General features: G+C 47.0%; 14 protein-coding genes. 8 read left to right on the top strand and 6 right to left on the bottom strand.

What is annotated here, in order from left to right; translation table 11 throughout:
• Positions 1-73: 73 nt before the first annotated feature.
• The gene (locus JHD45_RS09320; RefSeq protein ID WP_199476244.1) at positions 74-2,533 is read right to left on the bottom strand and encodes a penicillin-binding protein 1A; all 2,460 of its coding nucleotides are present in this window, start codon (positions 2,531-2,533) and stop codon (positions 74-76) included.
• Between the two features lie 149 nt (positions 2,534-2,682).
• Here JHD45_RS09320 and JHD45_RS09325 point away from each other — a divergent pair, with 149 nt between their 5' ends.
• The 8 genes from JHD45_RS09325 to JHD45_RS09360 all read left to right on the top strand — a co-directional run bounded on the left by JHD45_RS09325 (position 2,683) and on the right by JHD45_RS09360 (position 15,237).
• The gene (locus tag JHD45_RS09325) at positions 2,683-3,657 is read left to right on the top strand and encodes a hypothetical protein (RefSeq protein ID WP_199476245.1); all 975 of its coding nucleotides are present in this window, start codon (positions 2,683-2,685) and stop codon (positions 3,655-3,657) included.
• Entirely contained in the window at positions 3,629-4,342 is a 714-nt protein-coding gene (locus JHD45_RS09330) for a hypothetical protein (protein ID WP_199476246.1), read from the top strand. The genes JHD45_RS09325 and JHD45_RS09330 overlap by 29 nt, the downstream gene beginning before the upstream one ends.
• Positions 4,335-5,504 carry a type II and III secretion system protein gene (locus JHD45_RS09335; protein WP_199476247.1) on the top strand — a complete coding sequence of 390 codons (1,170 nt, stop codon included), beginning with the start codon at positions 4,335-4,337 and terminating at the stop codon, positions 5,502-5,504. The genes JHD45_RS09330 and JHD45_RS09335 overlap by 8 nt, the downstream gene beginning before the upstream one ends.
• A gap of 41 nt (positions 5,505-5,545) precedes the next feature.
• Positions 5,546-6,115: a shikimate kinase gene (locus JHD45_RS09340; RefSeq protein WP_199476248.1), complete on the top strand. Its 570-nt coding sequence runs from the start codon at positions 5,546-5,548 to the stop codon at positions 6,113-6,115.
• Positions 6,096-7,187, top strand: coding sequence for a 3-dehydroquinate synthase (aroB, locus tag JHD45_RS09345; RefSeq protein WP_199476249.1), 1,092 nt, complete (start codon positions 6,096-6,098; stop codon positions 7,185-7,187). The genes JHD45_RS09340 and aroB overlap by 20 nt, the downstream gene beginning before the upstream one ends.
• Before the next feature lie 27 nt (positions 7,188-7,214).
• Positions 7,215-8,786, top strand: coding sequence for an SPOR domain-containing protein (locus JHD45_RS09350; RefSeq protein WP_199476250.1), 1,572 nt, complete (start codon positions 7,215-7,217; stop codon positions 8,784-8,786).
• A 472-nt stretch (positions 8,787-9,258) separates the two neighbouring features.
• Entirely contained in the window at positions 9,259-13,710 is a 4,452-nt protein-coding gene (gltB, locus tag JHD45_RS09355) for a glutamate synthase large subunit (RefSeq protein ID WP_199476251.1), read from the top strand.
• Between the two features lie 105 nt (positions 13,711-13,815).
• Positions 13,816-15,237, top strand: coding sequence for an FAD-dependent oxidoreductase (locus JHD45_RS09360; protein WP_199476252.1), 1,422 nt, complete (start codon positions 13,816-13,818; stop codon positions 15,235-15,237).
• 82 nt (positions 15,238-15,319) lie between these two features.
• Here the strand turns inward: JHD45_RS09360 and JHD45_RS09365 are convergent, their stop codons facing one another.
• From JHD45_RS09365 to JHD45_RS09385, 5 genes are read right to left on the bottom strand one after another with little or no spacing between them, the layout of a single operon-like run.
• Positions 15,320-16,450: an ABC transporter ATP-binding protein gene (locus JHD45_RS09365; RefSeq protein ID WP_199476253.1), complete on the bottom strand. Its 1,131-nt coding sequence runs from the start codon at positions 16,448-16,450 to the stop codon at positions 15,320-15,322.
• A gap of 55 nt (positions 16,451-16,505) precedes the next feature.
• On the bottom strand, positions 16,506-17,942 hold the full coding sequence (locus tag JHD45_RS09370; protein WP_199476254.1) for a CehA/McbA family metallohydrolase: 1,437 nt from the start codon (positions 17,940-17,942) through the stop codon (positions 16,506-16,508).
• 46 nt (positions 17,943-17,988) lie between these two features.
• Positions 17,989-19,275 (bottom strand): extracellular solute-binding protein, encoded by a 1,287-nt coding sequence (locus tag JHD45_RS09375; protein WP_199476255.1) that lies wholly within the window; start codon positions 19,273-19,275, stop codon positions 17,989-17,991.
• 5 nt (positions 19,276-19,280) lie between these two features.
• A complete protein-coding gene (locus JHD45_RS22260; RefSeq protein ID WP_199476256.1) occupies positions 19,281-20,174 on the bottom strand; it encodes a carbohydrate ABC transporter permease in 894 nt (297 codons plus the stop codon).
• Between the two features lie 11 nt (positions 20,175-20,185).
• Positions 20,186-21,070, bottom strand: a complete 885-nt coding sequence (locus tag JHD45_RS09385) for a carbohydrate ABC transporter permease (RefSeq protein WP_199476257.1) — start codon at positions 21,068-21,070, stop codon at positions 20,186-20,188.
• Between the last annotated feature and the right edge of the window lie 29 nt (positions 21,071-21,099).

Genomic DNA, 21,099 nt, shown 5'->3' on the forward strand with positions numbered 1-21,099 from the left:
CAAAAAAACCAAGCCATGAGCTTGGTTTTTTCTGTAGAACAGATGTCTTAACCCCAGCCTAATAACAGGTTGCCTAGAAGAGATTTTCCAGTGCGTTATCGGTTTGTTTTTCTTGCTGGGCATCATTATCTTGGCCGTTGTCCGACCCCAAACTGCTTTGAGTGCGTCGCGGCGGCACGTGATCTTTACGGAAGATCTCGAAGATGGCATTTTTCTGGCCTGGTAAGGCCCGTTGTCCGGTTTTTGGATCAATTCGAACGGTAACCAATGAGGAAGGCTTATAGATATAAGCAGGTGGAGTGCCTTCCAAGGCGGGACGCATATAATCGATCCAAGTCGGTAAGGAAACCGATCCCCCCCATTCTTGATAGCCATTGGTGTCTGTCCCCAAACTGGTTGAGTTATCAAAGCCACTCCAGACTGTTGCAACGATTTTGCCATTAAAGCCGGAGAACCAAGCATCTTTACCATCGTTGGTGGTACCGGTTTTACCTGCAAGATCGGGGCGATCCAATACACGAGCACGACGTCCCGTACCGAGTTTAATAACGTCTCGCATAATGCTATACATGATGTAATCGACACTTGGGTCCAGAACCTGTGGCGCGACAGGAAGACTGCGAACGCCTTCTGGTGTGTTAAATAAGCCCATTTGTTGATCGCCATCGGAGGACTTGTCTAGCAGCGTACAGCTATCGCATACGGTGACAGGGTTGGCTTGAAAAATGACTTTGTTGTTACGATCAGTGATGTGGTCAATCAAATAAGGTTTGACCTGATAGCCACCATTAGAGAATACGGCATACCCCGTCGCAATTTGCAATGGCGATAGGTTAGCGGTCCCCAGTGCTAGCGAAAGGTTGTGGGGTAACTCGTCTGGATTGAACCCAAAACGGCGTAAAAATTTCAATGTGGGTGGAATACCTAGATCATCCAATAGACGCACCGATACGATGTTCTGGGAACGATATAAGGCGGGTCTTAGACGTGTTGGACCATAGAACTTACCGCCGTCATTGGTTGGCCGCCAGGCTTTGGCTAGCCCTGTATCACTAAATACCACAGGGGCATCGTTGATCGTCGTCGCGGCGGTATAACCGTGGCTCAGGGCGCTGGAGTAGATGAAAGGCTTGAAGTTAGAACCTGGTTGACGCTTGGATTGCGTGACACGGTTATATTTACTTTCGTAGTAGTTAAACCCGCCAACCAAGGCTTGTATTGCGCCATCTTTGCTGCGTAAAGAGACTAGGGCACTTTGTAGTTTGGGGATTTGCGCTAACAGCCAGCCTTGGTTTTGGTCGGGTCTGACGCGGATAATATCACCCGCTTGCATAATATCCGTCGTTTTAGTGGGGGCTGGACCTTGCGAGTTTTCGTCAATATAAGGTTTTGCCCAGCTCATGCCATCCCATGGTAGGGTGTAGGTGGTGCCATCAGACAATAACAGGTTGGCTGTTTGATCCGTTGTGGAAAGCACCAGAGCAGTTCGCCATTTCTGTAAGCCAGAATAGCTGTTAAGCGCTTTTATCTGCTCGGCTTGAGTATCTTGCAATAAGTCCGGCTTTTTATCGAGTACTCCGCGATAGCCATGGCGAGTATCGTAGGCCAGAACACCGTCGTAGACCGCTTCATTTGCATCCTTCTGTTTTTTGGAATCAATGGTGGTGTAGACAGTGAGGCCTGCCGTATAGAGGTCGTCTTTATAGGTATCGTGCAGTTCTGAGCGTACCATTTCAGCCACATAGCCTGCATCCACTTGCGGTGTGATGCCGTGGTCTTTCGCGGTAATCGGTGCTTCTACCGCCGTTTGATACTGATCTTTGGTGATGTATCCCAAAGACAACATGCGCTGCAAAATCCAGTTGCGACGAATAAGGGCACGAGAAGGGTTCGCTACCGGGTTAAAACTGGATGGTGCCTTGGGTAGCCCCGCCAACATGGCATATTGGGCAATGTCTAAGTCTTTTAAGGGTTTGTTGTAGTAAACCTGAGAGGCGGCTTGGAAGCCATATGCGCGATTACCCAGATAAATTTTATTGACGTAAAGGGTCAGGATATCGTGCTTGGTCAGCTCGCGCTCCATTTTTAAGGAAATAAAGATTTCGGTAAATTTGCGCGTAAAAGTTTGTTTGAAAGATAAGAAATAGTTACGGGCGACCTGCATGGTGATGGTACTGCCACCACCTTGAATTTGTCCTGTGGTAATCAACTGCATAGCGGCGCGTCCCAAGCCCATGATGTCTACCCCAGGGTGATGATAGAAATTACTGTCTTCCGCCGACAAAATGGCGTGCTCTAATCCTGGCGGTAGCTGTGCATAGGTGATGGGGGTTCGACGTTGTTCGCCAAACTCGCCAATTAATTTGTGATCCGCCGTGTAGATCCTTAATGGGATTTGTAATTGAATGTCTTTGAGTTCTGCCACAGTGGGGATGCGATCTTTGACATGTTCATAGACTATAAAGGTTGCAATGGCGCCACTGACGATGCCAAAGATCGTTAAATATAGGAAGATTTTGAGTGCTTTCAACATACAGATCCGATACAGATGGATTAAAAAAGCGCCATTATAGCGAACTTCATCACAATGTAGGTGCTTAACTTTGCAGCAAATCGTGTTATCTTGCTAGTATTTGGTAGGATACCTAGTAAATAACGAGCTGCATACGTCAAGGATGAATAATGAAGCCGATTAGCCCCGATTGTGTGGTTTTTTATAGCGCCACATCATGTCGTTTTTATGATATTGAGCATATTCCTGTTCATGATTTTTCTCAATTAGACTTCTCTGGTCCTCTACCAAGAGAGAGCAACCTGGCCGAACTGCAAGCGCAGGTTGACCCGGAGAGCTACAAAAACAAAGCATTTAGCTTTATTGTCTTGCCTGATGAATGGTTGTCGAGAACAGAGCAGGACATAGAGTATAAAGTGCCAAGGGAGTTGGCTTCGTTGGCGGCACTGGCTTGCGCGGCAGAACAACATTTCACACCACCCGAAACACTGTGGTTTCATTATCAGGTCTCCCGTCGCCGACGGGGCTCTCACCTCGCTGTACTATCTTGCCACCAAAATTTAGTAGAGCAAGTATGTCGCCCGTTTAAAGCAGTTGGTATTCGCTGTTGTGTGGTGCCTTTATCCCATTGGAATGCTTATCAGTCGTTGCCATTTGGCCGGTTTCGTTTACAACAACAGGCGTTATTGCCGTTTGAGCCGGACCGAGATATTGGTCATCGACATCGAACCGTATGGTTGGCGTTTTTTGTGGTTTGTGTGATCTTAAACGTGGGATTACTGCTGTATGATTATTATTTAAATAAGGAATTTGAGCATTTTGCGGGCGAGCATCACCAAGTGATTCATGACATCTCGCTGTATGATTCTCCCTCGCCTTTGCTGACGAAAGTATTAGCAGCGGTTCGTGCTTTACCTGAGCAGGTGCGTTTATCCGCGCTGAAGAGTTACGACAATAAAGCCTTTATCGCATTGAGTCTATCTATGGAAGAGATGACATCATTATTGGCGCGTTGGCAAACGGAGTTTCCTGATTGGCAGTTCAATGTACAAGAGGAAGGGCACTCTTTGGTCGAAGTCAGAGGTATGAGTAAAAGAGGTAACAAGGAGGTTATCAATGTGGGTATCTCGATTTCATCGGGCTAACACTCTGTCCTTACCTACCCCCAGTTGGCCACTATTGAGCCTTCTGGTGTTATTACAATTTGCCGTATGGTATTCACCGATTAAATCAAGGCTTGATCAGGTGAATCGCGCAGAACAGCGGGTTCTCCAAGATGCCTATGCTAAAAAACAATGGCAGCGGCAGATTCAACAATTACGTCATCATGCATGGATTAATAAGACCCTTTTTCAGACTCGCTTGCAGGTTATGCTGGCAACTCATCAGGCTCATTGGCAATTAACCGGAACAGCATCCTTGGTGGATTGGCAGACGTTGCAAGAAACGGCGCAGAAACAGGTATCCCTACGTCTGCAGTCGGTTCGTTGGTGGTTGCAAAATGATGGACGATGGAAAGGCCGCCTACAATTTGACGTTGTCCCTGCACGAGCTAATGCCACCTACCAAAATTGGCTGCCAGTGCGTGTCGGGGAGCGTCCAGTCAAGACAACGAATTGGCAGTTGGTATCCATTATGCGGCAACAGGGTAAGGCCTCGGCGCTGCTGAAAGACGCTTACCATCATACTCTTTGGGTGACGGAAGGCAGCTGGTTACCCGAGTTAGGCGCTTCTGTGGCGTCTATCTCGTCAAAGCAAGTGCGTCTTATATCGCGAGCAGGGACTGTGGCAGCTTTACGTCTTTATCCAAAAGGAGGCGCTCATGAATAAGTGTGTCTTCCTATTGTTGATGGGGATGTATTGTTTTTCGCCTTTGCAGGCGATGGATGTGTTTTTTGAGTCGCGTCCTATTCAGGAAGTATTGCCTTGGCTGGCGGCTAAAATGAATAAAAGTTTGGTGATCAGCCCCAAGATTGATGATGTACTCACCCTCTCAATCAAAAATGCCACGTGGAAAGACGTGATTAATGCCGTGTCTAAAGAACCTGATATCTCGCTACAATGGCAAAATGGCGTGGCGGTACTGATGCCTGCCGCAACGTCCCAAGCGACCACAGCAAGTACTCATTCTTGTCAGCGATCTTTCTGGATGTTGCGCAATGCTAAAGCCAAAGAAGTGGGTAAGCAGCTTAAAACCCTGTACCCCAAAATGTCTATTGTGGTGGATGACAGAACTAACTCTATCATTACTTATTCGTGTAACGAGGTGAGCGGGCTGACGAAAACACTTGCTTGGCTGGATGTGCCGCTAAGACAAATCGAGATCAGTGCTCGCATTGCACAAGTGAGTACCTCGGCTCAATCGCAGTTTGGGGTGAATTGGCAGGCGAACCTAGCTGATAGCGTACGGACTTCTGCGGGCGGAGCGGTGGATTTAGGGGCCTTGGCTCCGACAAGTCAGTTGTCTTTTGCCAATCACAATGGGCTGGGATTATTGTCTTTTACGTTGGACATGTTAGAGAGTGAAGGGCTGGCAAAAGTATTGTCTAAGCCTAAAGTGGTGGCGTCGGAGGGGGAAAAGGCGCGTATTGAATCAGGCACCGAAGTGCCTTATCAGACGGTAGATGACGATAACGTGAAGGTTGAATTTCGTCAGGCGGCGTTGGTGTTAGAGGTGACGCCTTATGTGAAAGAAAAAAATCGTATCTCTTTGCAGCTCACCATCCATCAAGATTCTGTCGGAGATCTGGTGAATGGCGTACCGAGTATCAAAACCAATATTGTAAAAACACAAGTGGTTGTGAAAGATCAGGAAACCTTGGTTTTAGGCGGGATTTTCCGTAAAGAAAAGTTCACAACCAACAGTCAAGTTCCTTTGCTAGGAGACATTCCTTATCTGGGAGCGCTTTTTAAAAAACACTCAGAACAAGAAGAAAAGGTTGAATTGCTTGTATTTATTACACCAAAGCTGCTACAAATGTCAGTTAACTAGGCGATAGCCTGAATCAGCTAATTCCGATGTAATTGAATACAATGATAAACGTCCCCAATATTATTTTAGTCGGCCCAATGGGTGCCGGAAAAACGACTATAGGTCGTTTGCTTTCCCAGTCCCTGGCCAGAGAGTTCTATGACTCTGATAAAGTCATAGAAGAAAATGCTGGGGCTGACATCCCATGGATTTTCGATAAAGAAGGTGAAGAGGGGTTTCGTAAGCGTGAAACCTGCACACTGGCTCATATGCTCAACCATCAAGATGAGCGTATCGTGCTCGCGACGGGTGGGGGCATTGTCATGCGAGATGAAAATCGTAAGCTTCTGCGTGACAGTAATGCGCTGGTGGTTTATCTCTATGCTTCTGTCGCCCAACAATTATATCGTACTTCCAAAAGTAATCATCGACCGCTTTTACAAAATGGTGATCCGAAAGCCACACTGAAAAAACTGTTTCAAGTACGAGACCCTTTGTATCGCGAGGTGGCGAATGTGATTGTAGAAACTGACTCTCGTCATCCAAAATCAGTCGCTAATAAAGCGTTAGATGCTATTAAACGTCATTTAAAAACGGAGAAGACATTTTTCAATGCAAACGTTAACCGTTGAACTGGGTGATCGCCGTTACCCTATTTACATAGGCCATGGTATTCGTCAGCAAAAGGCGCTTTTTGATGCGGCCATTCATGGCAAGCAGGTGATGGTGGTCACGAATGAGACGATCGCCCCACTTTACTTAGATGCGTTGGTTGATTTGTTGTCGCCAGACTATCAAGTGGATACCTGTGTGTTACCTGATGGCGAGGCCTATAAAAACCTAGAGACCTACGCCCGCATTATGACGGCTTTGTTGGAAGCCAAACATAACCGTACCACTACCGTCATTGCCTTAGGTGGTGGCGTCGTTGGCGACATGGCGGGTTTTGCTGCAGCGACCTATCAACGAGGGGTGCCTTTTATTCAAGTGCCCACCACGCTGCTCTCTCAAGTGGATTCGTCTGTGGGCGGGAAAACCGGTGTGAACCATCCGTTGGGCAAAAATATGATAGGGGCTTTTTATCAGCCTCAAGCGGTGATTATTGACATACAGACCTTGGAAACCTTGCCTCCGCGAGAGTTGTCCGCTGGTATGTCAGAAGTCATTAAATATGGATTGATCTGTGATGCCGCATTTTTTGACTGGTTAGAAGCAGAAATTGACGCTTTAATGTCGTTAGATGCGGTTAAAATAACCGAAGCCATTTATCGTTCCTGTGCAGCGAAGGCCAATGTGGTGACGCAAGACGAAAGGGAAGGGGGAATTAGAGCGATCCTAAATCTCGGACATACCTTTGGGCATGCCATTGAAACGCAAATGGGATACGGTCATTGGTTGCATGGGGAAGCGGTGGCAGCAGGCTGTGTCTTAGCCGCCGATTTGTCTTGGCGTATGGGGAACATCACCGAGCAGGATCTCAGCCGAACTGTAAACTTGTTCCGTGCTGCAAAGCTGCCCGTGTTGCCGCCAAAGGAAATGACTCGTGACCATTTTGTTTCTCACATGGCCTTGGACAAAAAGGTTTTAGACGGTAGTTTGCGTTTAGTATTATTAGAGAAATTCGGGAATGCGATGGTGACATCGGATTTCCCAATGGATGATTTCAATGCTTGTTTAAGCGACGCCATAGAGGCCAGTCAGTAACTTAGTATCGACTTCCAAAGGACAAATATGTCAGAGCCGAATTTTCAGTTCGATTTAGAAAAAGCCCTTGATCAGCCGCCCAAAACGACGCTGCGGGATCCTTTCGGCTCGAAAGACACCTCTGCCTATTTTGCTAGTGAGGAAGGTAACCAACAGCTTGCGCTTTTGGAGCACCTCAGTCGTTACAGTAATTTGCTATCTGTCGTGCTAGGCCCAAAAGGCAGTGGAAAAAGTCGCTTTTTAATGGAGTTTGCCCGTAATCAGGATGACAGCACTATTATTAGCGAAGTCAAAGCCACTATGCTAATGACGGCGGGGCAGTTGTTGCAAGCCATTTATGGCGGCTTTTCCAAGTTCATGAAGGAACCGCCAAATGAGGCAACCTTCGGGCCTTTATTGAAATTTTCTCATGATTTGGAATCCCGTGGGCAAAAAGCGCTGGTGCTGATTGATAATGCTCAAGAGCTAAATACCGATGCCATTACCATGTTGCTAGATATGATGTCTTTGGCGACAGAAAATCAATCCGTACCACACGTGGCGTTATTCACGGAACAGTCTCTAGGACGAAACCTGGATGCCTATCAGCGCACGCGTTATGAGCAGCTAAGCCATTCTTTGACAATGACGCCCTATTCCTTGGAGCAGACGAGAGCGTACTTACTACATCGGGTGCGCGCCGTAGGGGGAAATATTAATTTGCCCTTCAATGACAAGCAAATTAAACAAATTCATCATGACTCTGGCGGTTACCCAGGACCCATTAATGAAATAGCTCAAGCCATGATGGGCAATGGTGGCAAGCCACCCAAAAAAGGCCGTTTTAATATCGCCTTGGGGTTTCCCTTGGTTCACATGGCGTTATTGTGTGTGGTGATGTTGGGTATTCTAGTGGCGGTTTTATTTAATGGCTCTGGGGCGGATAAAAACGAGGATGTGTTTACGACGAAAGAGAGCAACGTGATTCCTCTTTCGCCGCCTAAGGTTGCGTCACAACAGAAGACGTCTACGTCAGCCACCATGGCTAAAATTGATGAAATGCAACGTAAAATTGGGGAAGGGAAAATTAGCTTACCGCCCATTCCCGCCGAGCCTAAAGAAGATCAGGTTACATCTGTTCAGCCCTCAATGACGCAGTCTGTGCCGACCGCGCCCATTCGTAATGAAGCACCGCAAGCGAAACCTGCGCCAACGATTGCGCCATCGTCTGAAACGGGAGACTCGACAGTCGCATCCTCTACCCCCGTTCCCGTAGCTGTCTCAAAAGAGAGTGTCGATGTAGACAAAAGTGCAGACCCATTTAATAAAACCCAGTGGTGGCTGACGCAAAACCCTAGAGATTACACCTTGCAGTTACTGGGTACCTACAGTCTCAGTACGGTGAAAGATTTTATCAAAGATCAGGGCAGCATCAGTGTGTTTAGTTATTTTAAAACGAAACACAAGGGCCGAGATTGGTATGTGGTGGTATATGGTTTATACAGCAACCGTAGTGAAGCGATTAGTGCCTCTGAGTCTTTGCCAAAAGACTTACGCAAGTTAGATCCTTGGTCGCGAAGTGTACGAGGCATTCAGCAAGACATCAAAAAAGCAGAATAATCTTCTAATGATGACAAGCTTAGTTGAAACGTCTGGGGGAGAGGGGGATACCCTCTTAGTCAGAGGGTTTTTGGCTTGAATGGACGTCTTCCTTCGTCAGTTTCGCGTCTATTTTTTATTCGCTGTCTCAATAAAAAGTGTAAAAAACCATTTTTCTCTGAAAAATCTCAATGAACAGAGGATTTTTCTGTTTGTAAATTCCCCAACCATAGATAATTCTCCTTAGACACTCTAATTCCTGTTAAAGCACTGCTAAATAACGCCAAATTAAGCGAAAAAGAGCCGAACATGATTTGAGTCGCGTCTCGTCGCGAGGTAGTATGATTTTCCTTTTAGGCAGATTGGACGCAATAACAATCATTTCGAAGCGCGTTTTGCACCTTAATAAAGCTTCAATAAAGTTCATCTGTCCGACGATTTTTTAATTCAGTTCTATTCAAACTATTTACGTTTCAACTGTGGGAGTTGGTGTATGAATGCAGGCCTTTATCGTCCTGGCGAGTTCAAAGACAACTGTGGCTTTGGCTTAATTGCTCACATGGAAGGCAATACGAGTCATGAATTGCTTAAGACAGCCATTGAGTCTTTGACATGTATGACACACCGTGGAGGTATCGCAGCCGACGGCAAAACTGGCGACGGCTGTGGTCTTCTGATTCAGAAGCCTGATTTGTTTTTACGTGGTGAGGCACAAACCTTATTTGGCCATACTTTGTCTGATCTGTATGGCATTGGCATGGTATTTCTTGATCAAGACGAAGCGCTTGCCAGTCAGCAACGCGATACGCTAAGTCAAAAGCTGACGGATGAAGGCTTAAATGTCGTGGGTTGGCGCGAAGTGCCAATCGATGCGTCTTGTCTTGGTGTGATCGCCATGGAATGCTTGCCTCGGATCGAGCAAGTGTTTGTTGATAGCAACCGTATGGATGCACGTACCTTCTCAACACGCTTGTTTGTGGCGCGTCGTCAAAGTGAAATGGCGCTCGCGGAATACGAAAACTTCTACATCTGCTCTTTGTCTGACAAAGTGTTGGCCTACAAAGGCTTAATGATGCCAGTGGATTTGCCATTCTTTTATAAAGATTTAGGCAACGAAAAAATGCAAACCTCAATTTGTGTATTCCACCAACGTTTCTCTACCAACACCTTGCCTAAATGGCCATTGGCCCAGCCTTTCCGCATGTTGGCGCACAATGGTGAGATCAACACCATCGAAGGCAACCGTAACTGGGCATTGGCACGTAGCAGCAAGTTGCGCACGCCGCTGATTCCTGAGCTACAAGACCTTAAACCGATTGTTAATCTAACGGGTTCCGACTCATCTTCCATGGATAACATGCTGGAGGTCTTGGTTACTGGTGGGGTGGATATTTTCCGTGCGGCTCGTTTGATCATTCCACCTGCGTGGCAAAACGTCGAAAACATGGACCCAGAGTTGCGTGCTTTTTACCAGTACAATTCGATGCACATGGATCCTTGGGATGGCCCAGCGGGCTTGGTAATGACCGATGGTCGTCACGCCATCTGTATGCTGGATCGTAATGGTCTGCGCCCTGCACGTTGGGTAGTCACCAAAAATGGCTTTATTACCCTGGCTTCAGAAGTTGGCACCTATGGTTATAAACCAGAAGATGTGGTGTCCAAAGGTCGTGTTGGCCCAGGTCAGATGCTGGTGGTTGATACACAAACTGGCCAAGTGTTGCATACAGACGATATTGATAATCGTCTTAAGTCGATGCATCCATATAAAAAATGGTTGAAGCAAGAAGCCATTCGTATCGAATCTTTGTTGGAAGAGTCATCCCTTGAGTTTGAACCTTTTACCAAAGACCAAATGTCCACCTATCAGAAGATGTTCCAAGTGTCTTTTGAAGAGCGTGAACAGATTTTCCGTCCTTTAGCTGAGAGCGGTCATGAAGCCGTTGGCTCAATGGGGGACGATACGCCGATGGCGGTCATGTCGAGCCAGACACGTCCTGTAACGGATTATTTCCGTCAGAAGTTTGCTCAGGTGACTAACCCGCCCATTGACCCGCTACGTGAGTCTGTGGTGATGTCGTTGGAGACCTGTATTGGTGTCGAACGTAACTTATTTGAAGAAACGCCTAAACACGCTAACCGTATTATTCTGTCGTCGCCCATTTTATCGGCACGCAAATACAGCCGTTTGTTAGCATTGGATGATCATCGTTTCCGTTTGGTGCGTTTGAGTACCTATTACAATCCAGAAGAGATCTCCCTTGAGCAAGCAATTAAAAACTTGCAACTGAGCGCAGAAGAAGTGGTGCGTAACGGTGCTGTAATAGTCGTTTTGACAGACCGCGATTTGGAAAAAGGTTTATTACCAATTCCTGCCCCCATGGCAGTGGGAGCGGTTCACCATTATTTAACCAAGAAAGGTCTACGCTGCGATTCAAATATCATTGCTGATACGGGGTTTGCTCGTGATCCCCATCAATTCGCGGTGTTATTGGGCTTTGGCGCCACTGCTGTTTACCCTTATCTGTCGTACCGTTTAATCAACGATATGATTGATAAAGGTGAAGTATTGGGCGATCCGATTGCCTGCCACGTGAAATACCGTAAAGGTATTAACAAAGGCCTGATGAAAATTATCTCGAAAATGGGTATTTCCACCATTGCCTCTTATCGCGGTGCACAACTATTTGAAGCCGTGGGGCTGGATGACAAGGTCGTTGATCTGTGTTTCAAAGGCGTTCCTAGTCGTATTAAGGGCGCACGTTTTGAGGACTTCCAGAAAGATCAGCAGAAGATCGCAAATAATGCCTGGAAGATGCGTAAACCTATCCAACAGGGGGGCTACTTAAAATACGTCCACGAAGCCGAGTATCACGCGTTTAACCCAGATGTGGTACGTAATCTGCAGGTAGCGGTGGGTAGTGGTCGTTTTGAGGACTTCACCAAATACACCGAACTGGTGAATAACCGTCCAGCATCCATGTTGCGTGATTTGTTTACCATTTCTGATAAAGCCAAACCTATCGCCCTTGATGAGGTGGAATCGATTGAAGAGATTTTGCCTCGTTTTGACTCGGCTGGTATGTCTTTAGGGGCATTATCTCCTGAGGCACACGAAGCCTTAGCACAGGCGATGAACGAATTAGGTTGTCGCTCTAACTCTGGCGAGGGTGGGGAAGATCCCGCTCGTCATGGGACAGAACGTCGTTCTAAGATTAAGCAGATTGCCTCTGGTCGTTTCGGTGTGACACCAGAATACCTGGTAAACGCAGAAGTGCTGCAGATTAAAGTGGCGCAAGGTGCCAAACCGGGGGAAGGTGGTCAGCTGCCAGGTGGTAAAGTAAATGGCTTAATTGCTCGTTTGCGTTATGCGGTACCGGGCGTGACCTTGATTTCTCCGCCACCTCATCATGATATTTACTCTATCGAGGATTTGGCTCAGCTTATTTTCGACTTGAAACAAGTCAACCCAGATGCTTTGGTCTCAGTGAAGCTGGTTTCCGAACCGGGTGTGGGGACGATTGCTGCTGGTGTTGCCAAAGCGTATGCCGATTTGATCACCATTTCTGGTTACGACGGTGGTACGGCGGCATCGCCAATTACTTCGATTCGCCATGCGGGGTCGCCTTGGGAGTTAGGTCTAGCCGAAGCACAGCAAGCGCTGCGCTCTAACGACCTGCGTGGCAAAATTCGGCTACAAACAGATGGCGGCTTAAAAACTGGCCTAGACGTTGTGAAAGCGGCCATTTTGGGGGCTGAGAGCTTTGGTTTTGGTACCACGCCAATGATTGCGATGGGCTGTAAATTCTTGCGTATCTGTCACTTGAATAACTGTGCGACAGGGGTGGCGACTCAGGATCAAATGTTACGAGACGAGCACTTTATTGGCACGGTTGACATGTTGAAGAATTTCTTCCGTTTTATGGCTGAAGATACCCGTCAATGGTTGGCGAAGCTGGGTGTAGCAAGTCTGCAAGATTTGATTGGACGTACGGATCTACTGGCCATTTTGCCGGGTGAAACGGATAAACAGCATAATTTGGATCTGTCACCGATTTTACAAAATGACCTGATCTCGGCGGAAAAAGTGCAATATTGCCAGACGCCCTTTAACCCACCCCATGATAAAGGCCTATTGGCGCTCAAAATGTGGGAGGCGGTAAAAGACGCAGTAGAAGAAAAAGAAGGCGGTGAGTTTACTTTTGATGTGACAAACTGTGATCGCTCTATCGGTGCTCGTTTATCAGGTGAAATTGCTAAACGTTATGGCAACCAAGGCATGTCTGATGCACCATTAACCTTGAAATTAACCGGAACCGCAGGCCAGAGCTTTGGCGTGTGGAATGCGGGTGGTTTGAATATGTACCTTGAAGGCGATGCTAACGATTATGTTGGTAAAGGCATGACGGGTGGTAAGCTGGTGATTCGTCCACCAAAAGGCTCGATGTTCAAATCGCAACAATCAGCCATTATTGGTAACACCTGTTTGTACGGTGCAACGGGCGGTAAATTGTTTGCGGCTGGTACAGCGGGTGAGCGTTTTGGGGTTCGTAATTCAGGGGCCTATGCAGTCATCGAAGGTGCTGGAGACCACTGTTGTGAGTACATGACAGGCGGCTTGGTAACGGTACTAGGGGATACAGGGTACAACTTTGGTGCGGGGATGACGGGCGGTTTCGCCTATGTTCTCGACTTAGATCGTACCTTTGTCGATAAGTACAACCATGAATTGGTGGAAATCCAACGGGTAGGTACCGAGATTACTGAAGAATATCGTTCGCATCTTCGTAGTGTTATTGAAGAATATGTGCGTGAAACAGGCAGCGAATGGGGCCAAGAAATCCTAGAGAACTTCTATGACTACATTGGTAAGTTCTGGCTAGTGAAACCAAAAGCCGCCAGTTTAGGGGCCCTTTTGGCGAATACTCGTCAACGTCCGGAATAAAACACGCTGTTGGTTGGGGTGTCTTGGACACCGTATATGAATCAGTTTGACCCATTTGAAGAACAGTGCCGCTTGCAAGCAAGCGGCCACAGGAGATAGCAGCTTATGTCTGAGCGCTTGAACAACGCATTTCAATTCGTCGAAGTAGACCGTAAGGATCCGAAGAAGAAGCCTTTAATCACTCGGAAGTCTCAGTTCGTCGAAATTTATCGACCCTTTGAAGAGACCAATGCAAAGGATCAATCTCACCGTTGCCTAGAGTGTGGTAATCCCTATTGTGAATGGAAGTGTCCGGTTCACAACTACATTCCAAACTGGCTAAAACTGGTCAGTGAGGGCAGTATTATTGAAGCGGCGGAGCTTAGCCACCAAACCAACTCTTTACCTGAAGTGTGTGGTCGTGTGTGCCCACAAGACCGTTTATGTGAAGGGGCCTGTACCCTTGGGGAAGGGGGATTTGGTGCGGTAACCATCGGCTCAGTCGAAAAATACATTACCGACACCGCATTTGCTTTAGGCTGGCGTCCGGATATGTCTCACGTGGTGCCAGTGAATAAAACGGTTGCCATTGTTGGTGCGGGCCCTGCCGGATTAGCCTGTGCTGACGTACTGGTTCGTAATGGCATCAAGCCCGTCGTATTTGATAAACGCCCGGAAATTGGCGGCTTGCTGACGTTTGGTATTCCAGAATTCAAACTAGAAAAAAGCGTCATGACCCGTCGTCGCGAAATTTTTGAAGAAATGGGCGTCGAGTTTGTTTTGGATACGTCCGTTGGCGAAGATGTGCCATTTGATCATGTATTAGAAGAGTATGATGCGGTTTTCCTTGGCATGGGAACCTATAAATACATGAAAGGGGGCTTCCCCGGGGAAGACCTACCAGGGGTTTATGATGCTTTGGATTACCTGATTTCTAACGTCAACCACTGCCTCGATTTCGAGGAAAGTGAAGACGACTATATCAACCTAAAAGGTAAGCAAGTCGTTGTCTTGGGCGGGGGCGATACCGCGATGGACTGTAACCGTACGGCGATTCGTCAAGGGGTGAAAGGGGTGACATGTGCCTACCGTCGTGACGAAGAAAGTATGCCAGGATCCCGTCGCGAGGTGAAAAACGCCCGTGAAGAGGGCGTGCAATTTGTCTTTAATCGTCAGCCAGTTGAAATCATCGGCGATGGCAAAGTGGAAGGGGTGAAAGTCGTTGAGACTCAAATGGGCGAGCCAGATGAAAATGGCCGTCGAGTCGCAGAAGTGATCGAAGGCAGTGAACAGATTATTCCTGCGGATGCGGTCTTGATTGCCTTTGGTTTCCAAGCCAGCCCAGCGCCTTGGTTTGAAACTTTTGGCATTGAGACGGATTCACGTGGTCGTGTGGTAGCACCGAAAAAAGGCGCCTTTATGTACCAAACAACCAATGAAAAAATCTTTGCTGGTGGTGATATGGTGCGCGGTTCGGATTTGGTGGTTACCGCCATTGATGAAGGTCGTAAAGCCGCTGAAGGCATCATGGACTTTCTAGATGTATAAGCTGTTTCCATCTATCTCATACCTCTAGGTGGATCAGAGTAACGATAAAGCCTCTCCAGATTGGGAGAGGCTTTTTTAATGTCTAGAAAGTGGGACGAAGTAAGCTTTGTTCTGTGTCTTGATCAAACAAATGGACGTTTGTTAGATCAAGGGTGAGTGCTTGAGGGCTGTTAATTTGAATATGCTCTAGGCCCTCCAGCCCCATTCGCGAGATCCACTCTTGTCCTAACCATTCAAAGTAGAGATATTGCTCATTCCCCATGGCTTCTACCACGCTAATGACCACATCGATGGTGTTATCATGCCTCGCTTCTGTTTTTGCCTGACGAATGTGCTCAGGACGAATACCCAGCCAAACAGGCTGAGAACTGTCTACGGTCAAACGTGTCGTCAACACATCCGGTAAGCGCCATGAGAGGGAGCCAATCGTAATAAACCAATGTTGGTCTTTACGCTCTAGCATGGCTTTGGCCAAATTCATTGCCGGTGAGCCGATGAACCCCGCCACAAACTTATTCGCAGGGTAATGATACAAATGCATGGGTTTATCCACTTGCATAATTTTGCCCGCATTGAGTACACAAATTCGGTCTCCTAAGGTCATGGCTTCCACTTGATCATGAGTGACGTAAATCATCGTGGCCTGTTGTCCAGAGGCTTTTAGGTCTTGATGTAATTTGGCGATACCAATACGAGTGGATACACGTAGTTTAGCGTCCAAATTAGACAGAGGTTCATCAAACAAAAAAACATCCGGTTTGCGAACGATGGCTCTGCCCAATGCGACACGTTGGCGTTGACCTCCTGACATTTCATTAGGCTTTTGCTGTAATAAATTGGTGATTTCCAAGCTTTGTGCCGCTTGATTAATACGCGCTTGTATTTCTTCTTTAGGCAATTTGAGCTGCTTTAATCCAAAGGCCATATTCTCATAAGCAGACATATGTGGGTAAAGGGCATAGTTCTGAAACACCATGGCAATACCACGGTCTTTCGGAGGTAAGTGGTTAACTTGCTTGTCGCCAATACTGAGCTTTCCTGAGCTGATGTCTTCAAGGCCTGCAATCATTCTAAGAGTGGTTGATTTAGCGCAACCCGATGGACCCACCAGTACCATAAATTCGCCATCTTGAACGTGCAGATCGATACCATGAACGGCTTGAAAGCCATTTGGGTAGGTTTTTTCTATTTGATTGAGCGTGACAGCTGCCATGTCAATTTCCCGTGTACGATTAAGACCAAAATAGGATGTTGTTTGTCTCAGACATCTAAAACAGACTGATGGTGTTAGCTAGGTTGAGATCTGACCAGTAAGAGGCCGTCGGCTGGTGGAAACAGGGACGGTTACCGTTGTAAACGGCATTGATGACGCCATCAATGTCGCCTTGCCCGCCATGCTTCTCTCGGTTTCGACGACGGATATCCACTCGTACCCAAGCATAATCTTCCATGGACACTTGGATGCTTTGTGCCTGAGTGGTGAGATCATGTTCTGCGATGAGGTCGCCATCAGCAATCCATTGGCCATAAAACTCATGGTCTTGGTTATCGACAGAAATTTGCCAGGTCACTAGCCCATTGCCCACATCGTCACCGGGGAACACGTTACCTTGGTTGATGGCGACATGCAGTTTGCAGGTGCGCTCAAAGTACACGTGCCCGGCTTGAATGCCAGACAAAATGGCCTCGCCATTTAAGGTGTTTGCCCAAACATAGGTGGCTGGGTCGCCATAGATAGAAGGCTCAGTCGCTTTGGGGTTACGTTGTTCTGGAGTGAGGTGGCTGTCGCTGCCGCCAACGGCGGTAACACGATGCCCTGCATTCCATAGGAGGGTTAATAACGCCAAGGCTTTTTCTGTGGCTTGGGGGGAGGTCGACCAAGTGGGGTCACAACATATTTCTAAGGAGGTAATCGCCCTTAAAGGGAGATGATCGTAATGCCAATGCCAGGGCAGCATCATTGGATGGTTGATGCTTAAGTTGCCCCGTTGCTCTTTGATGTCAACGGCTTGATCCAACAAGGCGCTACTGGTGATGTCAGAATCCAGCATGTCCAAGGTTCTGGCGGGACCATGAATATTGCAATGTCCTAAATCTGTGGTGATTTCCATTGCCGGTAAAATAAGACACTCTGGGTCTTCGGGTAATTGACCATGGCACATGTTGTGCTCAGTGATAAAGAGAAAATCGAGTTTTTGAGATTTGGCGATGGGCAGAACGTCTTCTAAAGGGTTTTGTCCATCAGACAAGTTAGTATGAGCATGTAAGTCGCCTCGATACCAACGAGATTCAGACGACAGACTACGTTGCATATCGAAGTGAATGTGTTGGTCGCCCTTGAGCGATTCGACACCAACAAAGGCATTGTCTATTGGCGCATCAAAAGTTATGTCTAGGCTGTATTGCATGGGTTTAAGTTGTCGAAACTCGCCTTCTACGTTAACAAACTCCAAACGCCAAGTGCCCGTTGGTAATTCGCCTTTAATCGCCCCGACACTCGCTTGTGTTTCGCTCATGGCCAATCGTTTGTGTCTTTTTTCTAATAAGACATTGGCCCGTAATGCCCCATTGGGATCAATAACCAATAGGTAAAGAAAGCCGCGCTTAACAGTCGAACCTTCAATAGTGAGTGTCGAGATGGGGTCACTGACGGTGAAGGTTTGCGTGTGATGTCCGAAGCTCACTTCATCAGAGAATTGCAGCATGATTTATCTCCCGAGAATCGGCAGGCCAGAGGCCTGCCTGATCCGACTAATGTTGGCGATTAGCACGATCTAAAGCGCGTTGTGCCGTTCTGGCTGCCTGTTTGAGTGCGGTTGCCGCTGGAATGTTTTGAATTTCCACTTGATCGGCTGCGACTCTCAGCGCGTCTATAATCTTACCCTTGGTTGGATCGGTAAAAAGGGGAGTGGCCAATTTTGTTTGCTCTAACGGTACCAACGCTTGGGGATGATCTTTCACAAACGCTTGGTAATCAGCATCTTTTTCTGCGCTTTTACGAACGGGAATATAACCTGTATACATAGACCAAGCGGCGGTGTTTTTGGCATCGGTATAAAAGGCCATAAAGGCGAAAGCCCCTTTGGCTTTGGCTTTACTGGTGCCCTTAGGAATTTGTAATACTAATGCACTGGCTTCTGGTGCCGCAGGGTGATTGCCCCAACCAGGTTGAATGGTTGCCGCCAGTTTGGTGAAGTCTAAATCCCCTTGGTCGCCAGATGACCCGGTGTATCCTAATGCTCTGTCTTTCATCACATCGTCAATGGTTTTATACCAATATTCCCAGCCTTGACCGCCATTATGGATGCGCATGATGTTATCTTTGTGTATCCATTTTCGGAAGCTGTCCCATACGGTAATCCATTGCGGGGAGTCGAAAAGGATTTTTTTACCATCTTTACTAATCACACGGCCTCCATTGGAATAAGCTGCATCCATGAGGTTACCCGCGCCCCACATCGGCTCCCAGCCGTAGAAGGTCACTTGTCCATCGCTGTTTTTTTGTGTGACGGCTTTAGCAACTTTCGCCAGACCCTGCCAAGTTGACAGATCTTTTTTAGTGAAACCATATTTGGCTAAGATGTTTTTGTTGTAGTACAAAATTTGCGTGGTGCCGTAAGCGGGCAAGCCGAAGACCATACCATCTTTGTCTGTTACCTGCTTACGAAAGGCGCCCAAAAAATCATCCCAGTGAAAAGACGGCGTCATTAATGGGCGTAAATCTTCTACTAAATGACGATCGTTCATGATTTTGGCACGGTCGCCACCTAATAGTGTCAAGGCTGGTGCGGTACCAGAAGCCAGCCCCGCTTGCAGTTTTTGATAGGTCTCTGTGTAATTGCCTTGCAGAGAAGGAACAATAGTGTATTGATCTTGGCTTTGGTTAAACTCCTTGATCAATTTTTTCATCATGATTTGTGGTTTGGTACCGCCAGAATACCAAAATTCGACCGTTGTTTTGGCTTGTGCCATTTGGCTTACTAATAACGATGAGGCGATCAACGCGGAGCCAATCCAAGTTACTGTATTTCGAATCATAAAAGTCACTCTTTAATGCCATTATCGGCGATGCCAGACAGGATGATTTTTTGGCTGATCATGAACAGAATCAGCAGTGGAACAACGGCGATGGTGCTTGCCGCCATGATATGAGACCAGTTCAACCCGTAGTTCCCTTGCGCAATAAAAAATTGGCGTATTCCTGTCGCGATGAGGTTCTTATCCGCAGTATTGATGACCAAACTGGGCCACATATAACTATTGTAATTGGTGATAAAAGTGATCAGACCTAAGGTCGTTAGCGCCGCTTTACACTGGGGAAGAACAATGGCCCAGAGGATTTTCAGCTCGCTCGCACCATCAATTCGAGCTGCTTCGATTAGCGATGGATGGATTTTAAGAAACACCTGACGAAGATAGAACACACCGAAAACACTGGCAGCGTTTGAGAGTATTAACCCAGCATGGGTGTCCAATAAGTCCAGTTTGGCGAGCACAATGTAAGACGGCACATAGGTGACCGCCGCAGGCAGCATATAGCTGGCCATCACTAAGCTAAACATGGCGGTTTTACCACGGAAGGTAAATCGCGTTAGGGCGTAGGCAAACAATGAGGAATTGGCGAGTACCAATAAAGTGGTGAAGAGCGCGACTTCGAAACTGTTAAAAATATACAAGCCAAAGGGAGCGCTTTGCATGGTCTCAACAAAATTGTACCAATGAAAATGCTGGGGGAGCAGTTCGAGAGGATTTGAAAAAATCTCATCATTGGTCTTGAGTGAACCAAAAAACATCCATAGAAAAGGAAACACCATAAAAAGACCGCAGGCCGACAGGAATAGGTACTTTGCGGCTTGTTGGACGTGTTTTAGCGTCAGCCAAGGTGTTTTGTGGCTTAAGTGAATTTGCTGAGTGTTTTCTTGAATCGATGTTGTCACAAGAATGCCCTTTAATAATAAACCCAACGTTTACCAATCCAGACGTTCAGAGAGGTCAATAACGCAGTAATAAGGAAGATGATGACTGCTGTGGCCGTGGCTGATCCCATGTCATATTGTTGGAAAGCCAACTGATAGAACCAGTAAAGTAGGGTTCTCGTTTCACCACCAGGCCCGCCTTGGGTTAATATTTGAAATTGGTCAAAGGCTTGTATGGCATTGATAATATTGACGATTAATAGGAAAAACGTGGTTGGTGACACAAGGGGGAGCGTGATTTTTAGAAAGCGTGTCCAAGCCGAACAGCCGTCGATTAACGAGGCTTCATAAATGCTTGAAGGGATCTTATTAAGAGCACTGATAAAAAACAGCATGGTCCAGCCAACGGCTTGCCAAATGGTTACTAATACCACAACAAACATGGCCGTATTGCCGTGTTCAAACCAACTCACAGAAGGAACACCTATTAGCCCTAATAGTTCATTAGCAAGGCCATGTTTGCTATCAAACACCCAAGACCACACAATGGAAACTGCCACGGTGGGGGTGATCCAGGGTGAAAAAATAATGGCGCGAAAGAAACTGCTGCCCGCGAAGCGCTTTTGCAAAAGCAGAGCAAACCCTAAACCGATGGCAACGGTGGGAATCACCACGGCTAAGGAAAAAACAAGAGTATTGTTAAGGGCTTGAAGGAATTGGCTATCATCAAGCATATAACGGTAGTTATCCATCCCCACCCAATCGTAGGTGGGAGAGATGTAATCCCAGTCCGTAAAACTGATGTAGATGCTGCAAATAAAAGGCAACACCCAAAATAAAAGCAAAGGCAGCAACAGCGGGGAAAGGAAAAAAAACAACTGCCAATACTGTCTCATTTTATTATTCACGCTCAGCATACAACCTGCCTATACTTTGTTTGGCACTA

The sequence above is a fragment of the Marinomonas spartinae genome (assembly GCF_016461715.1).
GTDB lineage: Bacteria > Pseudomonadota > Gammaproteobacteria > Pseudomonadales > Marinomonadaceae > Marinomonas > Marinomonas spartinae_A.